General features: G+C 45.0%; 14 protein-coding genes. 7 read left to right on the top strand and 7 right to left on the bottom strand.

Features of this window, described 5'->3' with window-relative positions; genetic code table 11:
• Positions 1-188: 188 nt before the first annotated feature.
• On the bottom strand, positions 189-2,033 hold the full coding sequence (gene typA, locus U4956_RS01615) for a translational GTPase TypA (protein WP_323088515.1): 1,845 nt from the start codon (positions 2,031-2,033) through the stop codon (positions 189-191).
• 173 nt (positions 2,034-2,206) lie between these two features.
• Between typA and U4956_RS01610 the strand changes: the two genes are divergently transcribed.
• A complete protein-coding gene (locus U4956_RS01610; protein WP_323088514.1) occupies positions 2,207-2,950 on the top strand; it encodes an esterase family protein in 744 nt (247 codons plus the stop codon).
• Positions 2,951-3,792: 842 nt separating this feature from the next.
• Here U4956_RS01610 and U4956_RS01605 read toward each other — a convergent pair.
• The 3 genes from U4956_RS01605 to U4956_RS01595 all read right to left on the bottom strand — a co-directional run bounded on the left by U4956_RS01605 (position 3,793) and on the right by U4956_RS01595 (position 6,428).
• Entirely contained in the window at positions 3,793-4,167 is a 375-nt protein-coding gene (locus tag U4956_RS01605) for a transposase (RefSeq protein ID WP_323088512.1), read from the bottom strand.
• Positions 4,168-4,950: 783 nt separating this feature from the next.
• On the bottom strand, positions 4,951-5,829 hold the full coding sequence (locus U4956_RS01600; RefSeq protein ID WP_323088511.1) for an MBL fold metallo-hydrolase: 879 nt from the start codon (positions 5,827-5,829) through the stop codon (positions 4,951-4,953).
• A gap of 29 nt (positions 5,830-5,858) precedes the next feature.
• The gene (locus U4956_RS01595) at positions 5,859-6,428 is read right to left on the bottom strand and encodes an XRE family transcriptional regulator (protein ID WP_323088510.1); all 570 of its coding nucleotides are present in this window, start codon (positions 6,426-6,428) and stop codon (positions 5,859-5,861) included.
• A 756-nt stretch (positions 6,429-7,184) separates the two neighbouring features.
• On the opposite strand from U4956_RS01595, the gene U4956_RS01590 reads away from it, so the two are divergent.
• Positions 7,185-9,140 (top strand): hypothetical protein, encoded by a 1,956-nt coding sequence (locus U4956_RS01590; RefSeq protein WP_323088508.1) that lies wholly within the window; start codon positions 7,185-7,187, stop codon positions 9,138-9,140.
• 271 nt (positions 9,141-9,411) lie between these two features.
• Here the strand turns inward: U4956_RS01590 and U4956_RS01585 are convergent, their stop codons facing one another.
• Positions 9,412-9,822, bottom strand: a complete 411-nt coding sequence (locus tag U4956_RS01585; protein WP_323088507.1) for a NifU family protein — start codon at positions 9,820-9,822, stop codon at positions 9,412-9,414.
• Between the two features lie 15 nt (positions 9,823-9,837).
• Entirely contained in the window at positions 9,838-10,299 is a 462-nt protein-coding gene (locus U4956_RS01580; RefSeq protein ID WP_323088505.1) for a divergent PAP2 family protein, read from the bottom strand.
• A gap of 436 nt (positions 10,300-10,735) precedes the next feature.
• Here U4956_RS01580 and U4956_RS01575 point away from each other — a divergent pair, with 436 nt between their 5' ends.
• The 4 genes from U4956_RS01575 (at position 10,736) to U4956_RS01560 (ending at position 14,824) form a co-directional block, all read left to right on the top strand.
• Complete coding sequence (locus U4956_RS01575; protein WP_323088504.1) at positions 10,736-12,010, top strand: glucose-6-phosphate isomerase; 1,275 nt, start codon at positions 10,736-10,738, stop codon at positions 12,008-12,010.
• Positions 12,011-12,279: 269 nt separating this feature from the next.
• A complete protein-coding gene (locus tag U4956_RS01570; protein WP_323088502.1) occupies positions 12,280-12,780 on the top strand; it encodes a pyridoxamine 5'-phosphate oxidase family protein in 501 nt (166 codons plus the stop codon).
• Positions 12,781-13,202: 422 nt separating this feature from the next.
• Positions 13,203-13,550, top strand: a complete 348-nt coding sequence (locus U4956_RS01565) for a helix-turn-helix transcriptional regulator (protein WP_323088500.1) — start codon at positions 13,203-13,205, stop codon at positions 13,548-13,550.
• Complete coding sequence (locus U4956_RS01560; RefSeq protein ID WP_323088498.1) at positions 13,550-14,824, top strand: HipA domain-containing protein; 1,275 nt, start codon at positions 13,550-13,552, stop codon at positions 14,822-14,824. Before U4956_RS01565 ends, U4956_RS01560 begins: the two co-directional genes overlap by 1 nt.
• A gap of 143 nt (positions 14,825-14,967) precedes the next feature.
• Here the strand turns inward: U4956_RS01560 and U4956_RS01555 are convergent, their stop codons facing one another.
• Positions 14,968-16,278 (bottom strand): enhanced serine sensitivity protein SseB C-terminal domain-containing protein, encoded by a 1,311-nt coding sequence (locus U4956_RS01555; RefSeq protein WP_323088497.1) that lies wholly within the window; start codon positions 16,276-16,278, stop codon positions 14,968-14,970.
• 1,220 nt (positions 16,279-17,498) lie between these two features.
• On the opposite strand from U4956_RS01555, the gene nifJ reads away from it, so the two are divergent.
• Entirely contained in the window at positions 17,499-21,032 is a 3,534-nt protein-coding gene (gene nifJ, locus U4956_RS01550; RefSeq protein WP_323088496.1) for a pyruvate:ferredoxin (flavodoxin) oxidoreductase, read from the top strand.
• The last annotated feature ends 35 nt before the right edge of the window (positions 21,033-21,067 follow it).

Genomic DNA, 21,067 nt, shown 5'->3' with positions numbered 1-21,067 from the left:
CGCCAAAAGGACAGGCTTTTTTCTGAACGATTTTTCGCTTTTTCCTGCATGAAAATGACCTTTTCGATTTTGGAAAAAAGGCCTTTCAAAATCAGGGAAAGAGAAATGGTCAGTCATCAAAAAAGCCCCATCCCATTTAAAGGATGAGGCAGAAGGCTTCCAAGGACAAGCAAACTTCAAATTCTGGATCAGTTCTGTTCTTTTGCTGCTGCGGACATCTTTTCGCGATAGAGAGCACGACGATCCTGAGCGGTCAGCCCCTTTTTGCGCAGACGGATGGTTTCAGGTGTAACTTCAACCAGTTCATCATCGTTGATCCATTCCAGCGCTTCTTCCAAAGAGAAGACACGCGGCGGAGTCAGAAGCATGGCTTCATCACGACCGGAAGAACGGATGGCTGTCAGCTTTTTGTTTTTGAGCGGGTTAACGTCCATATCGATATTGCGGGCTGATTCACCGACGATCATGCCTTCATAGACTTCAGTCTGTGGAGAAATGAACAGGGAACCGCGTTCTTGCAGGTTCCATAAGGCGTAAGTCATGGCGGTACCTGTTTCGGTGGAGATCATGGCACCTAACATACGCTGTGGAATTTCACCGGTGTATGGAGTGTAGCCGGAAACACGACGCAATAATGTACCTTCACCATGCGTGTCGTTGATGAATTCGTTGCGGAAACCAAGAAGACCACGCGTTGGAGCGGTGTAAGTCAGTTTGACGTAGCCGTTTTCTTCATCCATGTTGATCATGGTTCCTTTTCGTAAAGTCAGTTTATTGATGATTGTACCGGAATACTGTTCCGGGGCGATACATACAACTTCTTCGACTGGCTCGACTTTCTGGCCGTTTTCATCCCGGTGCAGAATAACTTCTGGTTTGGAGATGGCTAGTTCGTAGCCTTCACGACGCATGTTTTCAATCAGGATGGAAATATGTAATTCACCACGTCCGGATACCTTGAAACAATCTGCACTGTCTGTTGGCTCAACTTTCAGACCAACATTAACTTCCAGTTCTTTTTCCAGACGTTCTTTGATGTTCCGGCTGGTGACGTATTTACCAGAACGGCCCGCAAATGGGGATTTGTTGACATGGAAGTTCATGGACAGAGTTGGTTCTTCAATTGGGATATGCGGCAGAGCTTCAATGTGTTCTGGATCACAGATTGTATCACCAATCGAAACATCAGGCATCCCAGCAATGACAACAATATCACCACTGTGGGCTTCTTTGACTGGAGTTCGGGAAAGTCCTTTGTAGACAAACAGGTTGGAGATGGTTTCTTTTTTTTCAAGGCCATCATTGTTCGTGCGGATATAGCTGTCGCCTTTGCGCAGCACACCGCGCTTGATCCGGCCGATGCCCAGACGACCAATATAGTCATCGTAAGCCAGGGCAGAAACCTGCATCTGGGCCGGTTCGTCATCCAGATCTGGATAAGGGCTGGTGCGGTCGAGAATAGTCTGGAACAATGGCTCGATATTCTCGGATGGCGTATCGAGATCGTACTGAACAATGCCTTCACGGGCAATACCATACAGGATCGGGAAATCCAGCTGCTCATCGGTTGCGTTCAGATCCAGGAACAGATCATAAACTTCATCGACGACTTCCTGAGCACGCTGATCTTTTTTGTCGATCTTGTTGATCAGCAGAATTGGTTTCAGACCGATTTCAAGCGCCTTAGACAGAACAAAGCGAGTCTGAGGCATTGGACCTTCACTGGCATCAACCAGCAGGATAACAGTATCGACGGTACCCATGATTCGTTCAACTTCACTGGAGAAGTCGGCGTGACCCGGAGTGTCGACGATATTAATCTTTACGCCATCATGGATGACGGAACAGTTCTTGGAATAAATCGTGATTCCACGTTCTCGTTCAAGATCGTTGGAATCCATGACGCAGTCAACGACTTCTTCGTTGTCACGGAAAACATCACTCTGTCTTAAGAAAGCATCGACAAGAGTACTCTTCCCAGCATCAACGTGGGCGATTACTGCGATATTGATAATCTTTTCTTTATCTGACATTGGAACCTCATTTCATGGAAAGTCAAGGGAATTATAGTCTTGACTTCGGCCAAATTCAAACCGCTAAACACGACAAATCTGTGACGATTCTTTTTTGCGGTACAGATGGGATTTTTTTTAACCACAAAATGTGACAAAATAGGTAATATTTCGAGAAAGGAAATGGTTTGTTTATGGAAGGACGATACTTTAAAGAATATTCCAACTACCTCAACCGGGATATGGAATTTAAAATGTATGGCCATGATGGCATTCTGTGTCTGATCGTTCCCTGTCAGGATGGCCGTTTTTATGAATGGGAAGACCGAAAAATGTTTGAGTTAATGGGCGATCTGATCGATCAAGGCCGCATTCAGTTTGTGGTGGTTGATACGGTTGATACAGAAACTTGGTCAAGTCATGGCCGGAGTGACTGGCGTATGGCCCAGCAGGAAAACTGGGTGAATTATGTGATGAATGAACTGATTCCATCTGCTCTTGCCAAGGCTGGTCAAAGTCAGGATGCTTCAATGATGGTCATGGGAGCCAGTATGGGGGCTACCCATGCGGTCAATTTCTTCTTGCGCTTTCCGGATCGCTTTACCAAGCTGCTGGCCATGTCGGGGGTTTATGACATGTCGGCCTATATTTACGACAATAACTTCGACGGTAATTTCTACCAGAACAGCCCGCTGGCGTATCTGCCCAATATGGATCCGAATCATCCATATATTCAGAAATACAATAACAATGATGCCCGCATCGTTGTCGGCTTAGGGGCATGGGAAAACGAAACTGCCCGAGATCTGCGGCGCATGGCCGATCTGTTTTATGCAAAGGGAATTCAGATTCCGACTTACTTCTGGGGCGAAGATACGCCGCATGACTGGCCAAGCTGGGAAAAGCAGATTATGACGTATCTGCCAGAAATGGTTTAATTCAGATTTTTCAGCCTTTGGAAATATTATTCAGTTCTGGCCACTATCAGAGACATCAAAGATCAGGCGCCATCAAAGACCGAAACTGAACAGCTTCTCAAAAAAGGAAAGTTACAGATTTTCTTCTGTCACTCAACAAAAAAATGGATACGAAAACAGCCATGGAGCACTCAAACTCCATGGCTGTTTTGTTTCTTTGACTGATCCATCTGCTTTTTTCAGAAGAATCAGTTCAATGTCATTTAGCTAGAAAAATATGACTTTAAACTTTGTCTCAAAATTGAAGACAAAGTGAATGATCGAGACTGAATCCGGTCCTCATCCATTCATATGCACCAAACAAGCACAGAATACATTGATTAATCTGGATGTATTCGTCCAAATAGGTGCACTAAAAACAACTCTTTGATAAGGAACAGAAAAGAAATAACCCCCTTACAGACTGCCATCATTTCTGCATTATATAAAACATTTCTGCTTTATATAAAGAGAACCAATAGCCTACTTATTGGGGAATTAATATCCAACTGATCCTAAGAGCTGCTTTTAGGAAATTAGCAAGCACATAACATTCATTGAATGCGCGTATAACGCACTTATCGGTAAGTGAACCATATCAAACGATTGGGATGGAGATTTCGCTTGAAGCTCCTTTCCGGCCGAACGGGTAGTTTTTCTCTGAGCAGCTCCTCAGTCTGAGCCTGAAACTCCGCTTTTGTAATTTGGCGGATTGTTCGGTTCTTCGTCCATTTTGGGGTGAACGTATTCCTGACAGCCCGTATCGCCTTAGTTGTATTGATTTGGTATTCACAAGTTGTCTGATTCTCTTCTTTGTTATCTGATTAAGATGATTCAAGAACACACTTTTTGATCTCGGAAACCAGATTGTAGAAGATAAGGGATGAATAAATCTCCTGAATGATGTATTCTGCTTTTATCGAGTGGATACGTTTCATTCCTATTCCATATTTAAGCCAGGAGAAACTCTGCTCGATTCGCCACCTTAGGTGGTAAATAAATCCAAGAGCCTCCGGAGGAAATTCTGCTTCATCCAGATTGGTAATCAGTCCTTCCCAGACGTTGTCGCCAATCTCGATAGCTACCACCCTGCAGTCAAAATCAATAAATTCAGATTCTGGGTCAATCTGTCTCATTGATTTTTTGACCAGGTATTTCATCTGGGGGTTTTCTTTTTCCCCTTTCTTTGGCCCTGACATTTTCATATTCGGAGAAATTGAAAGACTGTTTCCAGATCGACAAAATTTGAAACAGAGAAGAAAGGGGGGTGGAGACGGCCGGAAAAGCAGGGAATAGGTCCGCTGCAAGATGGTCCTAGACCGATTGCCGGCAACAAAGGTCAATCTGTAGCAGATTCACAAAAGGAAAGCGGTTGATATTTTAAGAAGGCGAAAAATACAGGATGATGAGGCCGGAGTAAGCGGCCAGAAAGCCGCCAAAGACAAAGAAAGCGGGGATGGATTGGAAAGACTGAAACGGATCGAAAAAGGATGGTTCAGAAGTTAGAATTGGGAAAATGACGATAAAAAGAGCAGAAAAAAAGACACTGGACGTCACAGTGCCTTTTCCCGAAAGATCTCATGATCTCTCTCCGCCATTTATGATCAGCGGCGGTTCAGCATAAAAAATAGAAAGGAGGTTTGTCCGGTCACCCGGGCAGACTCATTATATAACGAAATAAAGTCTTGACAAAGACAGATTGCAGTTTCCTTAAGCTGGATGGCAAATTTGGTAGATTTTAAAACAAAAATAGGGATGTCCCCCTTGTTAAATTCCAAATTTTCGAAAGATTTTGTCCGAATGGGCCTGTTCTGTTTCAAAATAGGATGAAAACTATTGATGGAAAACCATTGCCTGGCTTCTCCATTCAAAATCCTTTGCCAATTTGTGACAAGACTTGCATTCGATAGTGGATAAGAGTCTTTCTGTTGTAATCCAGACAAGATGAATCTGTAGGCGCTTTTTTTGCACGACTTTCTCGTTCAGATAGATAACCACAACAGTTGATTGTTGCAAAAATCATAGTGAATCCGGCCGCATTCACTCAGCCAGGAAAGGTAAGAACGGAGGGTGCTTCCCACTAAAACATACTGTTCGAAGTTCATGTCCAGCTCGTAATCAGAAAACAGACGGCCAAGCAGAGTTTCAAAATTCATCGGTGTGTGGCAGAGTTCAACGATATGGTTGGCAATTGCATGAACCTGATCGATGTTTGCCTGGGCGAGTGAAACAATATCCGCAGTTGGTTTGGCGTGGGCGGGGATAAAGAGTCTGGCCTGGAGCCCTTTTACTTTTTCAAGTGTTTCCAGATAGGATTTGACATCATAAATAAAGCTGATTTTGTATTTTTCTAAGGTCTCCAAACTGGAAAGACAATCTGCCAGATAGACAATCTGATCCGGTGTTCGAAAGCCGACCATATCAAAAAAATGACCGGGAAGAGGAATGATTTCAAAGCCATCCGGCAGGTTTTCATCACAGAGAAGCTGGGCCTGACTTGGTTTGGCCATCAGGAATTTATGACGGAGAGCAGAAGGGGGAAATCCGCCATAAAGAAAAGAAGGTTCTAATAAAGAAAAGACGGTGAAAGCCTGTTCAATGCCCGGAGCGTAAATCTTGCAGTGGGTCTGGTCCTGCAAGTATTTGTTTCCCCCAATATGGTCCGCATTGGAATGCGTGTTGTAAATTGCTTTGAGAGTCCAGTGATGGGCATCCAGAATTTTTCTGACTTTCCGCCCGGCCTCTTTATCGTTACCGCTGTCAATGAGGATTACGTCCTGTTCATTAAGCAAAACAAGTCCGATTCGAGCTGAAGACTGAATGTAGAAACAGTGTTCTGAAACTTGAATCAATTCATACATAATAAAGCTCCCTTTCATTTTCTGGCTGATCAGCCAGGATAAAAAATCATATTATAGACAGTACAAGGCTTGTCGGAATCGTTGAGATACGTATGATTCTGGTCCGCTGAAAAACGAAGAGCCTGGTTTTCTTGAAGAACGATTGGCTGGTCGTTCAGGATAATGGTCAGGCCTCCTTGAATGGGCAGAATGTATTCTTCTACGCCCTTGGCATGGGGTGGGGAGTGATGATGACAATGAGGTTCAAATTCGATGAAAAATGTTTCATGGCTGCGTACAGGGTCATAAGGAAAAAGTGCCCAGGCTTTCATCTTTTCGTTTTCGGCGGTAATCATGGAAGCTGGATCTACAGAAGCCTGTGTAAATTCGGCTTTAGGGGAGTGAAGAAAATAAGATAATGGCGTTTTCAGTCCGGTTGCAATTTTCCAGAGTGTGGTGATCGTTGGAATAGAAGAGCCGCGCTCAATCTGACTGAGCATAGGTTTACTGACCTGGCAAAGAGCAGCCGTCTGCTCCAGAGAAAGGGACTGCTGCTGACGAAGTTCTTTAAGGCGCTGGCCGATATTTACCTGGCTTTGGAAACTGGATAGGTCTGGCATAAAGGATTACTCCTGGGTTCTGAGCATCTAAACCGGGATTTCCTGTTTTTTGCTTCCGGTTTTTTGCTTCCGGTTTTTTGCTTCCGGTTTTTTGCTTCTTGCTTTTGCTTCTTGCTTTTGCTCTTTGTTGTGTTTCTTGTTTTTTGATTGTGCTTTGCGGCCGCTTTGGATCGTGACCTTTTTTGAAGTCTGATGGGCAGGAAATGGATTCGAATGAATGCTAAATGATTACAGATGTATGTTATCGCATACACGCTCGAACGGCGAAGAACTGACTAAAGGGGAAGCGAATTGAAGGGAAAACCTCGAATTCAGGTCATTTTCAGGCTGCCTGGATCCAATCTTATCCAACCTTTAGCAGGTTAAGGTCCATTTGCAGTCAGGAAAAGGTAGAATTCTAATCAGGGTTTGTTGAGAAAGAACACATCTGATCGGAATTTCGCGTTACACTAAACAATAAGGATTTCCAGATCCATAATCGATTGAATTCAGGACTCGACAGGAGGGACAATCGAACACGTTGCTTGAAGGTTGATGAGTCCAGGCAGATAAGGGGACTGCCGGAATAGAAAGAGTATCTGGAAAGACCAGAAACAAACGCAAATCTATAGAAAATTCATACACAATAAACAGCATTCCAACCAATACTGCTTAAAGCCGCCGCAAGTCAGAGAACAGACATAGATACCAATAGCAGACATTGCAAAAAAGCAGTCAATTCAGTTGAAAGAGCGGCGGATAGAAAGGATGAGGGGTATGGCATTGAAAAAAGATCAGGTCATCGTCTGGTTTTCACTGACGGAAAAGGGGGATCAGAAACAGTTGTTTCTGCTGGCCTGCCCCTATTCCCGGCTTAAAGACGTCGATAACCGTCTGCAGGCCGCAGCTTCCAGAAAAGTGAAGGGAAGCCGCCTGGAACATCTCGATCCAGCCTTGCTGGAAGAAGCGGCGGTTCCGTTTGTACAGGACTATCTGGACACGATTTTTCGAATCGCAGATCTTTGCGGATTTGGAATCACCTATCCAATTAAGGCCAGCCAGCTGGAACAGAAAGCTTTGAATCTGGCTTCTTCCTTTCTCAAGGAACAGTATCCGGGCTGTGAATTTCTCATCCGCTATGATGAACGAAAAGCCAGAGCGTCTTTGGTCAGCAGCTGGATGCGCAAAACCCAGCTGCCAGCGCAGATGGATCCAACTGATCTTTCGACCTCAGTTGGACTGCAGAGTGCAAGATTACTTGGGGCTTTGAGTAAAGATTCATCAGATGCACGGATCAGTAGTCTTTACGAAAAAGTCCACCTGCAAAGTCTGATGGCGCGTAAGTGGAAACTGTTGAAGGCCAGGGATATCTATCTGGATCTGGTTGAGCGCAAGGCAAGGGAAAGCGTTCAGACTTTATTTGAACGGATTCCAGAGCTGGTGGATGAAGGCCAGTTTGAAAAATGGCTGAAAAAGAAAGTCACACCGGCTTTTCTGGCCAAAGCAGCCGATCTGGCAGCAGATCCAGATCTCAGAGAACTGATTTTAACCAGTGCTCCAAACCGGCTTGAAGCGCAATATGAAACCTTAAAAGCAAACCAGAAGCAGGCTGAACTGCCTTTTCCACAGGAAGACTTCGATACCTTTGCGAATGGCTATGCGAATCATTTTGTCTCTTTGCTGGATCCGGCAAGATGCGGAATTGAGCAGGAAGACTGGAAATCAAAATCAAAACAGCTGCTGATGGACTGGGTTGAACAGCCTGAAAAAACCGGCCGCATGAAAGATACGATTTATCTGATGTGCAAGGATAAAACCCTGCATCTTTTGCAGACATCACTTGCGGAATGCCTGGCAGCAGATCTGGAAGCGGACAAAGAAATCCCCTGTGGAACCTGGCAATATACCGAGATGCCAGTTCATCAGCTTGACGATTTTCTGGAGCGGATTTCCCAGAGTCATCCGATTCCAAAGCTGTATGTCAAAGGCTGGCTGAATAACCGGATTCGTAAATGGTCGATTGAAAACAACCGCTTTTTACCGCTTTATGAACTCGAAAGAAGCCATGAGCAAATGCTTGACCGCTTCACCACTCCAGCCCGCACCTTTGTCTATCCGCCCGTTGCTAAAAAAGAGGGAACTCGATGGTTCAGCCCGGAAGTGGAAGAGGCTCTGGATGTGGAAGATTATGAATTTCTGGCCACTCACCCGCTCAATGCCCAGGAAACCAGACTGCTGGCTTCTTGCCTTGCCGCCGGTTTATCGAGAAATAAAGCCGGGCAGTATCTTGCCCGAAGCAAAGCGCCATTTTATGGGCTGGTCCGCACCTACTTATTCTCCAGCAAGGTGCAGCGCTTTCTTGATCGCCGGAAATTCGTTGCCGAACAGACGATGCTGTTAAAGCCGAATCTGTCTTTAGCTGCCATGAAACGGATTCATGGCATGGTGATGAATGGCATTCCAGTCGACTGGCTCAATACCAACCTGGCTGGCGGTATGTCACTGAGTGCGATGGATCGAATGGAGCTTCAGTATCCATATGGGGTTCTTCCTTATTCGTGGCAGTTTTTTAGCCGCATGCCCGAGTCGCTGCAACAGTGGCTTTTAGCCAAGGCCAAACTGGCCAATCCTCACTCTAATGAAGCGGCCTTGCAAATTCAGCTTGACTGCCTCAATGAAAACTTTGCGGTTTTACTGATGCAAAACGATAAGCGCAAGGAAGCAGAAAAATAGTTGCTTATGCCAAACCTTATCCCCGCCTCAACTCTTCGAAGATCAGATTCAATCAGGTCTGAAGGTTTTAGACGGGGATTTTTGCGTCCAGCGAACGGTTGGACGATGGAATTTGCCAGACGATGGTGAATTTACAAAACGCGAGAATGACCAAATGAAGAAATTGTTGGACTGTGGAGGATGAAAAGCCATGAAAAAAACGGCCTTCAGAAAATCTGAAAGCCGAACTTTACGAGAGATAAACAAGGCAGGAATGAAATGGGTGCGAAATCTAAGCGCCAACCAGAACAACTTCGCGCAGTTCTGGGAATTCATCCAACAGAAGCAGACGGATGCCGGTCGAGAAATCTTCTCCGGCCATCATGCATCCGGCGCAGGCACCTAAGAAGGTCACATAGGCGATTCCATCTTCATCAATACCAAGCAGTTCAACGTCGCCGCCATCGTGCTGGATGTAAGGACGGATTTTATCAATGATATCATTGGCTCTTTCTTCCCAGGCATTCCGCTGGGCACGGGTCAGTTTTTCACCTTCCGCAAGAGGCTTGATTTCAACAGGCTGTTCGCTTCCTTCAGGATCGATTGTGGATGGAACAGGTTCTACAGTTTCCTGATTGGCAGCTTTTGCTGCTTCAGGTTCATTTACAGATTCTGATACGTTCTTTTCAGTTGCTTCAGACATGGTTATCTTCCTTTCTTATGCGAAAACCGGAGCCATCAGAAACGGAAGGATCAGGCCGATCAGAAAACCGCCCAATACTTCGACATTCTTATGGCCAAGCACAGTTTTAAGTTTTTCAGTGTACAGGGGGCTGTCCAGTCTGACAGTTCCGGAAGTCCGGATATCCTTAATCAGTTCCTGGGTCAGCGCAATACTCTTACCAGTGTAATAGCGAACATGCGAAGCGTCATACATTACGATAAGAGAAAAGACGGCAGTAACCGCAAAAAGTGCGGAATTGAAGCCTTCTTGAATCCCGATTGCCATCGAGAGGGCTGTCACTGTCGAGGAGTGGCTGGAGGGAAAACCGCCGGACGCTATTGCCCACTTCGGTTCCCATTTCCCAGTCTGATAATAATACACCGGAATTTTAAGAACTTGGGCAAGAATCGCGGCAAATAGTGAAGTCAGCAGTGGATAGAGCGAAGATGGAAACATATTGCCCTCCTTACTTCGTATCAAAAACTTCATGGGCTCCTGGTTTTGACAGAGAAGAAAAGAGAATTTTTCTCTCTTTTTACCAGAAGCAAATCCCAGATTGAGATCGAAAACCATCATGAAAATCAGGTGGTTCGTTTAGAGTATAGCACTGCCGATTTATCCATCCGGCTTTGATAATCACTCAAGTCAAAGGACAGAGAATATCCTTTTTAAAGGAATAAAACTCTCATACCGGCCGCTTATCGCAGTTCCTTTTGAAAGCTGGATCTGGTCCGATTCTGAGTTTGATCCGATATTTTTAGGCCCGAAAAGAGTCATATAATCCGAAATGTGCAATATAGAGACTTTCCTTGGGAATGAATCACAGGATGGGTATCTCAAAAGGTGAGCAATGGTATAATAGCCCTAACCAAAGATTTAGGAGGAAAAAATTTTGATCAAACTTGATTTATCCCATGCAAAACTCAATGAGTCTCCAAGCGTGTGGAAAGACAAAGTAGCTGAACTCGACGCTGCACTCGTCAATAAAACTTGTGCTGGCAGCGACTTCACCGGCTGGATGACCTGGGCACAGGATTACGACAAAGAAGAATTTGCCCGTATTCTGACAACCGCTAAAAAAATCCAGGACAACAGTGATGTACTTGTTGTATGCGGTATTGGTGGAAGCTACTTAGGTCCTCGTGCCTGCATCGAAATGGTTAACGGTCTTTATCCAATGAACCAGAAAGTAGAAGTCATCTACACTGGTAACACATTCTCTTCAACATACATCAACCAGGTGATGGAATACATTAAGGATAAACGCGTGACAGTCAATGTCATCTCGAAATCCGGAACCACTACTGAAACAGCCATTGCCTTCCGTATCCTCAAACAGTTCATGGAAGACAAATATGGTGATGAAGCCAAGGATCGTATCATTGCTACAACCGACCGTGCAAGAGGTACATTAAAAGCCTTAGCTGACAAAGAAGGCTACGAAACATTCGTTATCCCTGATGACATCGGTGGACGTTTCTCCGGTATCACTCCAGTTGGTCTGCTTCCAATCGCAGTTGCCGGCATCTCCATTGAAGACGTACTCAAAGGTCTCGGCGATGGCATGAAAGAATATGGCAGCGCCAATATTGATGAAAACCCATCTTATCAGTATGCAGTTGCCCGCCGCATCCTGCAAAACCAGGGCTACGATGTAGAAATGTTCGTTGAATACGAACCACAGATGCAGAAAGTTGCTGAATGGTGGAAACAGTTGTTCGGCGAATCCGAAGGTAAAGATGGTCTGGGCATCCTGCCAGATTCCGCTGTCTTCTCAACAGATCTGCACTCCTTAGGCCAGTTTATCCAGGATGGCAAGAAAGTTCTGTTCGAAACCAACCTGTATGTGGATCAGCCACCTGTAGATTTCCCGTTCCCATCAGATAAAGAAAATCTGGATAACATGAACTACCTGGCTGGCAAATCCATCGATTGGGTGAACAAAATGGCTGCCCAGGGTACTCTTGATGCTCACGAAAACACTGGCGGAGTTCCAAACATCGTCTTAACAATGCCTGGAATGACTGCTTACGATTTCGGTAACATGTGTGCATTCTTCTTCAAAGCCATTGCAATGACCACACTGCTCAATGGATCCAACCCATTCAACCAGCCTGGTGTCGAAGTTTATAAGAAGAACATGTTCAAACTGCTCGGCAAAGAATAGTCTTTCCAGTTCTTGATCACAATTTCACTCTGAATAAAAACCTGTCTTGATCCAAGGCAGGTTTTTTTATTCATGACCAGCACAACGAAAACAAGCAGAAACAAGATGATCGGAAATAGAGTTCAATATCAGGCTTTACTGGAAACTGCCAGATACAAATCCAAAAATGAGCATGAAAAAATCCAATGCAGTATTCGGGAATTAATATTGAAAAGGCAGGATACTGTTGGTTCAAATCAATGGACTTTGGTAAATATCAGGAGGACTCTATGGAATTTAGAAAGATGAGACGAGGAAGACAAGAGCTTTCCTTAGAAGAAACAGAAGAAATTCTCAATCGCCAGACTGCTGGTGTTCTGGCTTTATCCGGCGATGGAGGCTATCCTTATGCGGTACCGATCAGCTATATTTATGCAGATGGAAAACTGTATTTCCATTGTGCCAAGTCAGGACACAAACTGGATGCAATCCGCAGGGATCCGAAAGCATCATTCTGTGTGATCGATCAGGACCAGATCGTCCCTGAAAAGTTTACTACCTTGTATCGAAGCGTCATTGTTTTTGGACAGGTCCAAAGGATTGAAGACGAAAAACAAAAGCGTTCCGCCATTGAAAAATTAGGCCGAAAATATGGCAAAGGAATGCCCGAAGAAAGGCTGACGGCAGAAATTGATGGAACGTGGAAAGCGCTGGAGATGCTGGAAATGGAAATTGACCATATCACGGGCAAGCAGTCCATTGAACTGGTGCCCCCTGTCATCAAGAAATAAAGCCAAAAAGAACTTTCATCGCGCAACAGCAATAACCAGCCAGAAGAGGATTTGACAGGCTGGAATCAAAAAGGAAGACAAAGTTAAAACGCAAAATCGAATATGACCAGACACACCTGGGCTCTTACGCAAATATTGTGTTTAGCTATCATCATTATTATCGACGATAGCAATTGCCGCTAAGCCCAATAACCCAAGATGCGATAGGCCAACTCATCTCGAATTAGGTATTGATTATTTAATCAACAATATGAATGATGCAAGCTTATTCATTCGCTAGGATTACTCGTGTTAAAAACTACATTTGCGTAAGATCCCACACCTGATCTTCGATTTTGCGTTTTTTTTTGTTAGCAGACTAAAGAAATCTCAATTCATTCGTTGGTGGATAATGTTTGAATATATAAACGAAAACCTCTATTATGTTTATATATTTAAATGTTAGGAGAATTCATATGCCACAAAAAGCTGTTAAACTTTTGCCAAAGCAATTGAAGATTTTGCAGACAATGGGCGACCAGATTCGTCTGGCCAGGCTGCGGAGGAATTTTTCAGTGGAACTTATCGCCCAACGTTCTGGTGTGAGCCGAACCACAATCTGGGCAATCGAGAAGGGAAGTCCGTCTGTCTCTATGGGTGCCTATGCAGCTGTCCTGCATGCCCTCAACGGGCTGGATAAAGATCTTTTGAAAGTGGCTCAAGAAGATGAACTTGGCCATTTTTTGCAGGATGCCAAACTGGATCAAAGAAAGCGGGCCAGCCGAAAGTGATGAAGAAAAAAGTCAGGAAGCGAATTGTCCAGGTTTATTTCGACGCAAATCTCTGCAAACCTATTCTGGTTGGCAGCCTGGCGATTGAATCCAGCCATGGTCATGAAAAGTATTTCTTTGAATATTCCCAGGACTTGCTTAAGCATCCCTGGAGTTTTTGCCTCAATCCGCAGCTTGAATGGTTTTCTGGAAAACAGTCTTTGGATTCTTTTCATGCGGTGGATGTTTTTCTGGATTCTGTTCCAGATCACTGGGGGAGGGCATTGCTCAAACGAAGAGAAGAGCTGAAAGCTGAAAAGGAAAACGGTCTGGTGCCAAGACTTCTGGAAAGCGATTTTCTTCTTGGAGTCGCTGATTTTACGCGGATGGGAGCCTTTCGGTTTTCGGAAGATGATGGAAAGTCATTTCTGGGTCCAGATGAGCAGTGCTGCAAAATGCCATCTGTTGCAGATCTTCCCAGGCTGGAGAGCATGGTTCGATTCTTCCAAATGCAAGAGCATGATCCTGGGCTTTCAGAATTGATCTGGCTGGGGTGTTCGCTGGGCGGGGCCAGATCCAAAGTTAATGTGAAAGATGAAGATGGATTCCTTTGGATCGCAAAGTTTCCATCCACTCAGGATAAAACCAATATGGGCGCATGGGAAAAAACAATGATTGATTTGGCTGTGCTTTGCCAGATTCGGGTTCCTGAAACGGAACTTTGCCTCTCTTCACTTTTCCCAAATCAAAGTATCTTTTTAACGAAGCGATTCGATCGCAAAGGACAGAGAAGAATCCATTTTGTCAGTGCGATGGGCTTGCTGGGGCAATGGGAGAATCAGGATGACGAGGCTGGCTATCTGGATCTGGTTGCCTTTCTGCGTAGTCATGGATCCAGACCCAGAGAAGACATTCAGGAGCTGTTTTGGCGGATAGTCTTTTCGTTTGCGGTCAACAATACAGATGACCATCTTCGTAACCATGGCTTTCTTCTCGAGAAACAGGGCTGGACGCTTTCGCCAATGTATGATGTCAATCCAAGTCTGGAAGGTCATGAGAGTTCGCTTTGCATCACTCCAAACAATCCGGACTATACGATCGAAAACCTGCTTGAATTTGCTCGATATGCTGATCTTGACCAAGAGTGGGCCAGCAGGAGCATTCAGGAAACATGTCGGACCGTTGCCGCAAACTGGAAGAGAATCGCGTATACGAATGGTTTGACCGAGCAGCAGATCAAAAAAATGGAACCTGCTTTTTATCGAGCCGCCCAGGTTATGGCCAGCCAAAAATAGACCTGCGCAATCAAAGAACTGTCATTCCATGATTTTTCTGAGAAAGTCTTCGAGACAAGCGAATCGCGTTATGTCCAGGCAAACAAAAAACACGAAATCGAAAAGGTTTTCGCCTTTCGATTTCGTGTTGATTGATTTGGAGATTACATACGGGAGTAGATAGGCACGCTGTCTTTGGCGTAGTGCTGGGCTTGCTGGCGATTGACGAACATGAAGCCGACTTCACGGTTTCCGGCGGTTTTACCAAGCGTTTTTGCCAGCTGGCTGAACAGTTCTGGATCGTGTTTGTCACTTTCAACCAGAACAAACCAGCCAGTATTTCCGGTTTTGGAATCCATATGCTCTTTGAGATACATAGTCCGGATTTCTGAAATATGGAAGCCGCCGGTAATCAGGGCTGCTTCTAATTCCTGGTTGTGTTCTTTTGGTTCACGCAGGTTTTCAAGCAGATCACCGGACTCTTTCATCTGCAGACCGCTGTGATTGCCATAGGCTTCTTTGAACTGCTGGATAAAGCGGGTTTCAAAGACCAGGTTGACACCGAGCGGGTCGATGACGAAACCACGCAGGGTTTTCATTGTGCTTTCGAGCATTGGAATCAGATCCTGGAATTTCATTTTCAGCGGCATGACCGGTGCATTTTTGGTGAAATCAGTCAGCTGCTTGTAGTCAGTAAAGAAGACGAAAAGTTTCTCGTCTTTGCCTTTGCCGGAAACAAGCATAGGTTTGAGCTGCTGCTTCTGGTCGGGGGCTGGTTTCTGGTTTTCTTCAGGCGGGTAGACGGGAACAAAAACAGCAGAATTCATCAAAGCAGCAGCGGCTTTGAGATAGGAATCCTGGTCCTGAATCTTGCGAAAGTCAGCCAAAACTTGCTGGAGTTTTTCTGGATGATCAAAGCCTTCTTCAGTTTTGGATTTGGCCGTTTTCGGTGTTGCTTCTGGTTTTGCTTTTGGAGCAGCTTCAGTCTTTGTCTGTTCAGCCTGTGGGGTAATGCTTCTTTGATAGAGAGCATCTAAAAATGATGTCGGGAATGGATAACTGCCCTGGTCAGAGGGGTTAATCACCATGCCGGAAACGCCTTTGGCATTTTTCAGTAAAGGCAGATATTCATTCAGGTCTACATTCAGGAAAGTCTGAACAGGGAAGTCAAAGAACTTCTGCATCAGATCAACGCTGGTAAAAAAAGGGAAGAGCTGGAAGCCTTTCTGGTTGGTCACAGTAAAGGGAGAAAGCTTTGGAACCTTTTTGTCTTCGCCTTCAGGAAGTTCGGGATTGCCGGCCTGGATTTCTGGATTGGAAGCCACTGGCAAAATCAGCGAGGTCGTTAATAAGAGTTCAACAGCTTCATTCAAAGCCTGTTTGGATTCTTCATCAGATTTTTTGGCGCGGATGTCCTGTAGTTTTTCATACAGGAGTTCGCGCTGTTTTTCGGTGTTCGGGTTGGGTTTAGCCATAATGAGATCTCCTTTGGATATGGTTTCAATGGATGACTGTAAGGGATATTCAACGAAATTGGAGTAAGAATTTCAGTTCAAAACTAAAAGGCTTTATGGTTCGATTTCACGCCGGATGGGGTGGTTTGGTGCGTTTGGCAAGAACTAGACGGGGCTGATCAAAGAGCCGAAGAATCCGGAGCGGGAAATGGAAACGAAAGAGAAATCGACGCAAACTCTCTTTCAACCTTTCAAATTCTATCTGTCCGATGGGATTTAATAAAGTCAGTCGGAAAAATTGGAAGAATTGGGCCTGATTCCCCGAATGGACCTCAGATTTTTCGCATGATCCGGATGGTTTTGATTTTCTGGGCAGACCTTCTTTGGATGTGATTTTGGATTGATCTTCTCATGGGCCATGTTTGCTCATGCAGACCAGGTGTTCTCTCGAGACAGAAAGAGTCGATGACAGCACTGAAAGAAGAAGGAAGACAGGGAGGGAAGAAGGAAGGCGCAAAAGAAGAAAGCGATTGAGAAGATGGCTGCAAGGGGCTCAAGACAGTCAGAAGAAGGCAGTGGAAAGAGAAAAGGCAGTGGAAAGAGAAAAGAAAGAGGAAGAGGCAGGCAGAGAGTAGACAGACAGAATGAGAGTGGAGCGCAGAGGTAAAGAAAAACTGTATAAATTTTCGACTTCTGAAAGAGATGGAAAAGCGCGTGTAAACAAACTGCAACGAAAAAGAAAACGCAAAAAGAGAGAAGATTCAAATTCAGGCTGACTGAATTCTTTATGAAACTTCACAACGTCTGCGCATAAGAGAGAATTGTATTTTCAACAAGAAAAGAATGGGAAATTCTAAGCAGAAAGGACGCAAAGGAAAAGAAAATTGCCTGATTAATTTACTTTGACTTTGGAAATTATCCGATCAGGAGGATAATGGTGTCGCGTGAAATTGATTCTGCTTCGGAAACTTCGTGACATTCAGAGTCCAGAAAAATCATCTGTTCAAAAGAGCAGATTAAAAATGGTTAGATTTGGAACTTTTTTGTGGATTGCCCGGGATGTTAAGTGGTTTCAAACTCATTCGGTCAGAAGGGGTGCGTTTGGTAAAAATGGCATTCAAGTTATTTGAAACTAACCGTGCAAACGCTTCCACGGGCAATAAATCTCTTTCAAACCCTATGTAATCCGAATATAATGAATCCGAATGTAGGTTCAAAATTCAAAGGAGGAACTATTCTACATGGTAGAAAACGCAACAAAAACTTTCCAGTCCATGGATGGTAATACTGCTGCTGCTCATAATGCCTATGCGTTAACAGATATGAGCTGTATTTACCCAATCACTCCATCTTCCCCGATGGCTGAAGTCATGGATACCTGGGCAACTCAGGGCCGCAAGAATGCTTTCGGCGAAATCGTGAAGATCGCTGAACTGCAGTCTGAAGCTGGTGCTTCTGGTGCTGTCCATGGTGCTGCACAGGCTGGTGTCCTGCCAACAACCTTTACAGCATCCCAGGGTCTGCTGCTGATGATCCCAAACATCTACAAATGGGTTGGTGAAAACCTTCCAGTTGTACTGCATGTTGCTGCAAGATCTCTTGCCAGCCGTTCTCTGAACATCTTCGGTGACCACTCCGACGTTTATGCTGTCCGTCAGACTGGTATCCCAATGCTCGCATCCCACTCCGTACAGGAAGTTATGGACCTTGCTGGTGTCGCTCACCTTGCAGCGATCAAAGCACATGTACCATTCCTGCACTTCTTTGATGGATTCAGAACTTCCCACGAAGTAGACAAGATCGAAGTTTTCGATACAGAAAAATACAAAGATCTGATCGACTACGAAGCACTGGCTGAATTCAAGAAAAACGCAATGCAGCCACATACAAACCCAGTTACCCGTGGTGCCAACGAAAACGACGACATCTTCTTCCAGGGTGTTGAAGCTCGTAACAAACACTACGAAGCTGTACCTGAAATCGTAAATGACTACATGGCAAAAATCAGCGAGATCACAGGCCGTGAATACAAACCATTCACTTACTATGGTGCTCCTGATGCAGAAAACATCATTATCGCAATGGGTTCTGTAACTGAAACAGCGAAAGAAACTATTGATGAACTCAACAAGAACGGCGAAAAAGTCGGAATGATCAAAGTTCATCTGTTCCGTCCTTTCTCCACAAAATACCTGCTTGACGTTCTGCCAGAAACAGTTAAGAAAATTGCAGTTCTTGACCGTTCCAAAGAAGGCGGCGCTTTAGGCGAACCTCTGTACCTCGATGTTGTTGCAGCTCTTCGCGACAAAGACCTGCAGATCATCGGCGGCCGTTATGGTTTAGGAAGCCATGACACTGCTCCAAAACACATCAAAGCTGTATTTGATCACCTCAAAGGCGACGAACTCAAGAATCAGTTCACAATCGGTATCGAAGATGATGTGACCAACACTTCCTTACCAGCTGACGATTCCTTCGTAATCGATGATGGCAAAACAACAGAATGTCTGTTCTGGGGTCTTGGATCTGATGGTACTGTTTCCGCTAACAAATCTTCCATCAAGATCATCGGTGACAACACTGACATGTATGCACAGGGCTACTACGCTTACGACTCCAAAAAAGCCGGTGGTGTAACTCGTTCCCACTTACGTTTCGGTTCCGAACCAATCCACAAAACTTACTATATCAACAACGCTGACTTCATCTCCGTATCTCTGGACAGCTACATGTTCAAATACGATCTGGCTAACAACCTGAAAAAAGGCGGAACTTTCTTACTGAATACCTCCTTTGACAAAGATGAAATCGTTAAACACATGCCTAACCGTCTGAAAAAAGAACTGGCTGACAAAGATGCTAAGTTCTACATCATCGACGCAAACAAGATCGCTGATCAGATCGGCATGGGTCGTCGTACCAACACAATCCTTCAGTCCGCATTCTTCGCTCTGAACCCACAGATTCTGCCATATGATGAAGCAGTAGATCTGATGAAGAAAGCTGCAAAGAAATCCTACGGCAAGAAGGGTGACGATATCGTTCAGCTCAACTACAAAGCGATCGATATGGGTAAAGATGGTCTGGTAGAAGTTGAAGTTGACAAAGACTGGTCCAACCTGCCAGTCAGCGAACTGCGTAAACCTACTGGCAATGCTTACTGGGATGAATATGCAGCACGCATCAACGGACTTGAAGGTTACAACATGCCTGTTTCTGCATTCACTAAACATGGTGTCCTTGACGGAACAATGCAGAACAATGCAGCCTTCAACGAAAAACGTACCATTGCTGTCCATGTACCAGAATGGGATCCAGAAAACTGCATCCAGTGCGGATTCTGCTCCTTCGTCTGCCCACATGCAACAATCCGTACCTTTGCTTTAACTCCAGAAGAAGTTGAAAAAGCTCCAATGGAATTCGCAACTCTGCCATTAATGGGCAAAAAGGATTCCGACCTCAGATGGCGTGTACAGGTTTCCCCAACCAACTGTGTTGGATGCGGACTGTGCGTATCTGAATGCCCAGGTAAAAAAGGCCAGAAAGCCCTCAAGATGGTTGACGTTAACTCTCAGCTCTACCTTGATCCGCTTGCTGATTACCTGTTCAAAGAAACTGAATACAAATCTGATCTGTTCCCGAAATCCACAATCAAGGGATCTCAGCTCCAGATGCCTTACTTCGAAGTTCCAGGCTCCTGCCCAGGATGCGGTGAAACTCCATACTACCGCTTAGCTTCTCAGCTGTTCGGTAAAGACATGCAGATTGCCAACGCAACTGGATGCTCTTCCATCTACTGCGGTGCTAACCCATCGACTCCATTCGTTAAAGACAAAGACGGAAACGGAACTGCATGGGCAAACTCCCTGTTCGAAGACAACGCTGAATACGGCTACGGTATGGCTCTTGCCAACAACCTGAACAAATCCAAGATCCTGAAGATCATGGAAGACAACCTTGATAAAGTTGCTCCAGAACTGAAGGAAAAAATGGAAGCTTACATTGCCGCTGGCAACGACCGCGACAAACAGAGAGAACTCGAACCAGAAATCAAACGTCTCGTTGCAGAAGCTGATTACGATGAAGACGTGAAGACTCTTGCTGGCTACGACCTCGTTGACAAATCCAACTGGATCGTTGGTGGTGACGGATGGGCTTACGATATCGGTTACGGCGGACTTGACCATGTACTGGCCAACAACGTAAACGTTAACGTTCTCGTTCTGGATACTGAAGTTTACTCCAACACTGGTGGACAGTCTTCCAAATCTTCCCAGAGATCTTCCATCGCGAAGTTCGCTGCTGGTGGTAAGACAACTGCCAAGAAAGACCTCGGTCAGATTGCTATGACTTATGGCCACGTTTATGTAGCTTCTGTCTGCATGGGTGCTGATAAGAACCAGACTCTGAAAGCATTCCGCGAAGCTGAAGCTTACGATGGACCATCCCTGATCATCGCCTACGCACCATGTGCTGAACACGGTATTAAAGGCGGTCTGGGCAACCATCAGCAGGTACAGAGAGAAGCCGTTGAATGCGGTTATGTAGATCTGTATCGCTACAACCCAGATAACAAGGAACAGCCATTAACAATCGATAACAAGAAAGAACCAGATTACTCGAAGATGAAAGACTTCATGCTCAAAGAAGCACGTTATGCTCAGCTGGTTAAACTGAAAGGCAAAGAAGAATCTGATGCTATGTTTGAAAAAGCAGCAGCAGATGCTAAGAAACGCCGCGACCGTCTGAAAGCAATCGAAAAAGAAGGACTTTAATCGATAAGAATTTCGGATTTCTGATTCATAAAAAT

It is taken from the genome of Allobaculum sp. JKK-2023, from assembly GCF_034745455.1.
Lineage (GTDB): Bacteria > Bacillota_I > Bacilli_A > Erysipelotrichales > Erysipelotrichaceae > Allobaculum.
Note: the sequence above shows the minus strand (reverse complement) of the source record. Positions and strands in the feature narration are given on the sequence as shown.

What these genes read in the sequence shown, in the direction of transcription:
- typA (WP_323088515.1), bottom strand. Translation starts at nt 2,033, where the DNA reads ATGTCAGATAAAGAAAAGATTATCAATATCGCAGTAATCGCCCACGTT.
- U4956_RS01610 (WP_323088514.1), top strand. Translation starts at nt 2,207, where the DNA reads ATGGAAGGACGATACTTTAAAGAATATTCCAACTACCTCAACCGGGAT.
- U4956_RS01605 (WP_323088512.1), bottom strand. Translation starts at nt 4,167, where the DNA reads ATGTCAGGGCCAAAGAAAGGGGAAAAAGAAAACCCCCAGATGAAATAC.
- U4956_RS01600 (WP_323088511.1), bottom strand. Translation starts at nt 5,829, where the DNA reads ATGTATGAATTGATTCAAGTTTCAGAACACTGTTTCTACATTCAGTCT.
- U4956_RS01595 (WP_323088510.1), bottom strand. Translation starts at nt 6,428, where the DNA reads ATGCCAGACCTATCCAGTTTCCAAAGCCAGGTAAATATCGGCCAGCGC.
- U4956_RS01590 (WP_323088508.1), top strand. Translation starts at nt 7,185, where the DNA reads ATGGCATTGAAAAAAGATCAGGTCATCGTCTGGTTTTCACTGACGGAA.
- U4956_RS01585 (WP_323088507.1), bottom strand. Translation starts at nt 9,822, where the DNA reads ATGTCTGAAGCAACTGAAAAGAACGTATCAGAATCTGTAAATGAACCT.
- U4956_RS01580 (WP_323088505.1), bottom strand. Translation starts at nt 10,299, where the DNA reads ATGTTTCCATCTTCGCTCTATCCACTGCTGACTTCACTATTTGCCGCG.
- U4956_RS01570 (WP_323088502.1), top strand. Translation starts at nt 12,280, where the DNA reads ATGGAATTTAGAAAGATGAGACGAGGAAGACAAGAGCTTTCCTTAGAA.
- U4956_RS01565 (WP_323088500.1), top strand. Translation starts at nt 13,203, where the DNA reads ATGTTTATATATTTAAATGTTAGGAGAATTCATATGCCACAAAAAGCT.
- U4956_RS01560 (WP_323088498.1), top strand. Translation starts at nt 13,550, where the DNA reads ATGAAGAAAAAAGTCAGGAAGCGAATTGTCCAGGTTTATTTCGACGCA.
- U4956_RS01555 (WP_323088497.1), bottom strand. Translation starts at nt 16,278, where the DNA reads ATGGCTAAACCCAACCCGAACACCGAAAAACAGCGCGAACTCCTGTAT.
- nifJ (WP_323088496.1), top strand. Translation starts at nt 17,499, where the DNA reads ATGGTAGAAAACGCAACAAAAACTTTCCAGTCCATGGATGGTAATACT.